Source organism: Nitrospinota bacterium (genome assembly GCA_035528715.1).
GTDB lineage: Bacteria > JADFOP01 > JADFOP01 > DATKYB01 > DATKYB01 > DATKYB01.
In genome coordinates this window covers 1-4,357 of the sequence record DATKYB010000042.1, presented here as the reverse complement: position 1 = coordinate 4,357, position 4,357 = coordinate 1, and the positions used below count along the sequence as shown (strand labels likewise).

The window sequence follows — 4,357 nt, the reverse complement described above, 5'->3', positions numbered from 1 at the left end:
TTCTATATATGATTGTAGTTCTTGAACCTAATCTTAATGCTAATCTAGCAGCATCAAAGGCTGTATTTCCCCCTCCAATGACGATAACCTTTTCCCCGAGACTGACTTTCCTTCCAAGATTTATATCCTTTAGAAACTTTAAACCGGAAATTACTCTGTTTAGGTTCTCTTCCAGGATATTTAATTTCCTGTTTAAATGAGCACCGGTAGCAATAAACATAGCGTCGTATCTGTTTTCAAGTTCTTGAATATCTATATCCCGTCCTATTTTGGTATTTGTCTTTACCTCAACACCCATATCGACAATCTTAGAAATCTCTCTATCCAAGATATTCTTTGGAAGACGATAATCCGGTATACCTATTCGAAGCATCCCGCCCAATACCGACAGTTCTTCAAAAACGGTTGTCTGATACCCCCTCATCCTTAAATGATAGGCACACGTTAGCCCTGATGGGCCTCCTCCTAGAATAGCAACCTTTTTCTTTTTATTTCTGGTAGCTTTTTTCTTCTCTGTATAAAGACCATAATCGGATGCCGCCCTTTCCAAGGCAGCAATAGAAACATACCCATCAAAATATTCTCTGTTACATACGGTCTGGCAGGGATGATAACAAACCCTTCCTGTAACGGCAGCAAACGGATTATCCCTTCGGATAAGCTTAAGAGCCTTATCAAACTTGTCTTGGGTAATAAGCTCAATAAATCCCTGTACATCCTGATTTATAGGACATTCATGTTTACAAGGCGGAATCTTATTTTTATGAAGAGGGCTGAAATACCTCCACGTCCCTGTCTTTATCGAAAGGGTTGATTCTAAAGAGATCGCTATAGGAGGAATATCTTTTCTTCTATCTAATTTTAATTTTTTACTCACTTTTAACCTTTTGAGATCTTTACTTTTTTATAGGCCTCTAATGTGGCTGATGCATTTTCTTTTCTCTTTGCAGGAATAGACTCTTTTACACTTTCAATAACCCTGTTGATATTGACTGTTCTTGTTGCCTTTGAAAAGGCACCCAGTATAGCCGTATTGACAATCGGAGCGGTTTTCGAACCCAAGCGGTACTTTATAGCTATTGAGTTGGCATCAACGGTTGCAACGCGATAATCAGAAAATAGTTTAAAATCTTGGGGATCATTATCACTGTTGATGATAATCCATCCATTTTTCTTCAGGCCAAACCTAACATCCACAAGCTCGATAAGCGCAGGATCTAAAATTACAATATGGTCAGGCTGATAGATCATATATCTTAACTTAATCTCATTATTGTCTATCCTAACAAATGCTTCTACCGGAGCGCCTCTTCTTTCTGAGCCAAAAGCAGAAAACGCCTGAACATATTTCCCTTCTTTAAAAAAGGCAGAAGCTAATATCCTGGAGGCAATGACTGCTCCCTGCCCGCCTCGTCCATGGAACCTTATTTCAATCAAAGAAATTCCTCTTTTTGTAAATAATATATAACCATCATAAAATTGCAAAAAACAACCCAAAACGATATTAGCCAAAAAGAGAAACCCTGTCAAGGAAAAGGAAATTTTGGAAGTTTCTGACAATATATTGATTTTTATAGCTTATTTGAGATATATGAAATGGCTTGACGAATATAAATAAATTCTATATAACATATATAAATTAGTGATTTATAAAGGATGCTATGGAAACACAAGAGCCTTTAGAATATTCTGAAGCAATAAAAATATATGAGGACATTTTAAAATTAAATCCTCATTCTTATATCTTTGTTCCGCTTGCAAATGCCTATTTAAAAACCGGAATGCCAGAAAAGGCAATAGAAATAGCAAAAGAAGGCCTTAAGGAATATCCAGATTTTGCAAGTGCAAGAATGGTTTTGGCCAGAGCTTATTATGACTGCCAGAGGATAGATGAAGCAAAGGAAGAATCCTTGGGTGTGTTACAATCCCATTCGGACAATCTCTTAGCTTATAAGTTATTAGTTGATATCTATCTTTTAAAGAATAACATAGAAGAGGCTAAAAAACTAATAGAAAGATTGAAAGATTTAGATACAAAAAATTTAGAAATTAAAGGATTAATCTCATCTTTAGAAAAAAAATTAAACCAACTCCGCTCTCAAAGACCTCAAGCAGAGATCAATAAGGAAATCGAGTCAGAAGAAGCCGAGGAAGAGAAGATATCTCAAGACGATATCAGTACAAAAACCCTTGCTAAGATATATGAAGAGCAAGGTTTGCTTGAAAAGGCTATAGAAACATATAGAAAAATATTAAGGGGTAGCCCTGAAAATGAGTCAATTTTAGAAAAGATTAAACAACTCGAGAATAAATTAGAAACGAAAGGCCCTCAACCAGAAAAGCCTTCTGATGAATCAACTCCTCAGGCTACGGAAGAGAAGGATGAAATACTGAACACGAGAATTGATGATAGAGAGGCGATTAAAGAAATCCGTATGATGTTTCCAAACGAAGAAGAAAAAGAAAAGCCCTCTTCATCTGAAGATATTTCTATTAGAAACAAAAAAGTGATGAATACTTTAGAATACTGGCTGAAAGATATTGAATCATCAAAAGATAAATAATTGAGACCCTATCCATCCCAAAAAAATTCAAAACTAGAAATTTCTGTGTGATTATAAAAATTGCCTTTTTTAGGCTTGCGCGTGCATTAAAAACGTGATAGTTTTTTGGGTCAATCAAGGCTTTGATAATAATCGAAATCCATACAAATAAAGGTAAAATATCATATGGAAGAAAAGATCAAACATCTCGAAAAGAGGGCTAAAGAAATAAGAATCGATATTCTTAAGATGTTGACTGAGGCTGGTTCTGGTCATACAGGAGGTTCTTTATCCGCTGTGGAGATACTCACTGCCTTATACTTTTCTAAGATGCGTCATGACCCTAAAAATCCAAAATGGGAGGACCGAGACAGATTCATCCTATCAAAAGGACATTCTGCTCCTGTACTCTATGCTATTTTAGGGGAATGTGGTTATTTCAATACAAAAGAATTTTTAAAACTAAGAAAATTAGGATGTATCCTCCAGGGTCATCCTGAGTGTGCTCGAACTCCAGGTGTAGAAGTAAATAGTGGTTCTTTAGGACAAGGCCTATCTCAGGGAAACGGCATTGCCCTAGCCTTAAGGCTTGATAATAAAAAAGCGAGGGTATATGTGTTGTTAGGATGTGGAGAGGTGCAAGAGGGGCAAATCTGGGAGGCAGCAATGACCTCGGCCCATTATAATATAGACAATTTATGTGCGATAATGGATTACAATGCTTTGCAAATCGATGGATATGTAAAGGATATTATGGCTATCGAACCCATTAAAGACAAATGGAAGGCCTTTGGGTGGTATGTAATAGAAATAGACGGGCACAACTTTAAAGAAATTTTAACTGCCTTAGATCAGGCAGAAAAGATCAAAGGTAAACCCACAATCATCATAGCCAAGACTATAAAGGGTAAAGGGGTTTCTTTTATGGAAGATAAGGTTGGATATCATGGCGTTGCCCCTACGGAGGCTGAATTAGAAAAGGCTCTCAAAGAGCTGGAGTAATTCTAAGGAGAAAAATCAATGGAAAAGTTAGGAACGAGGGATGTATATGGACAAACTCTTATAAAATTAGGAGCTGAAAATAAGGATATTGTTGTATTGGATGCTGACCTTTCCTCCTCAACCAGAACCGCAAAATTTAGGGAAAAATTTCCTGATAGATTCTTTAACATGGGAGTTGCTGAACAGGATTTAATGGCAACCGCAGCGGGTCTTGCTGCAGCAGGAAAGATACCCTTTGCCAGTACCTTTGCTATATTTGCTACTGGAAGGGCCTGGGACCAGATCAGACAGACCATTTGTTTATCCAGCTTTAATGTTAAGATCGTTGCATCCCACGGAGGAATAACTGTTGGAGAAGATGGCGCAACACACCATTCCACAGAGGATATAGGTTTAATGAGAATCATCCCTAATATGACCGTTATTGTACCAGCAGATGGTTATGAAGCAATCTCTGCCTTAGAAGCAGCGGCTAAATATTATGGGCCTGTTTATATGCGGCTATCAAGAGAGAAATTTCCTATCATCTATAAAGAAGGTATCGATTTTCAAATAGGAAAAGCCAAGATACATTCCCAAGGAACAGATGCAACAATTATTGCTTGCGGAATTATGGTAAGCTTAGCCTTAAATGCTCAGAAATCTTTAAAGCAAGAAGGTATCCATGTTGGTGTAATCAATATGTCTACTATCAAACCCTTGGACACAAAATCTATTAAAAATGCCGCTGAAACAACAAAGGCTATCGTAACAGCTGAGGAACACTCCATAATTGGAGGATTAGGGAGCGCCGTCGCAGAATGTCTGGGAGA

Annotated in this window: 5 protein-coding genes; 3 read left to right on the top strand and 2 right to left on the bottom strand. The window is 37.3% G+C overall.

Annotated features, from left to right (window positions below; all coding sequences use genetic code 11):
- On the bottom strand, positions 1-877 hold an 877-nt coding region (locus VMW81_02895; GenBank protein HUU49891.1), incomplete at its 3' end, for an FAD-dependent oxidoreductase.
- Between the two features lie 2 nt (positions 878-879).
- Entirely contained in the window at positions 880-1,437 is a 558-nt protein-coding gene (locus tag VMW81_02890) for a 2-oxoacid:acceptor oxidoreductase family protein (GenBank protein HUU49890.1), read from the bottom strand.
- A gap of 224 nt (positions 1,438-1,661) precedes the next feature.
- On the opposite strand from VMW81_02890, the gene VMW81_02885 reads away from it, so the two are divergent.
- The 3 genes from VMW81_02885 to VMW81_02875 all read left to right on the top strand — a co-directional run.
- Positions 1,662-2,564, top strand: coding sequence for a tetratricopeptide repeat protein (locus VMW81_02885; protein HUU49889.1), 903 nt, complete (start codon positions 1,662-1,664; stop codon positions 2,562-2,564).
- A gap of 165 nt (positions 2,565-2,729) precedes the next feature.
- Positions 2,730-3,545: a transketolase gene (locus VMW81_02880; GenBank protein ID HUU49888.1), complete on the top strand. Its 816-nt coding sequence runs from the start codon at positions 2,730-2,732 to the stop codon at positions 3,543-3,545.
- Between the two features lie 18 nt (positions 3,546-3,563).
- A partial coding sequence (locus tag VMW81_02875; protein ID HUU49887.1) for a transketolase C-terminal domain-containing protein occupies positions 3,564-4,357 on the top strand: 794 nt, incomplete at its 3' end.

What these genes read in the sequence shown, in the direction of transcription:
- VMW81_02885 (HUU49889.1), top strand. Translation starts at nt 1,662, where the DNA reads ATGGAAACACAAGAGCCTTTAGAATATTCTGAAGCAATAAAAATATAT.
- VMW81_02880 (HUU49888.1), top strand. Translation starts at nt 2,730, where the DNA reads ATGGAAGAAAAGATCAAACATCTCGAAAAGAGGGCTAAAGAAATAAGA.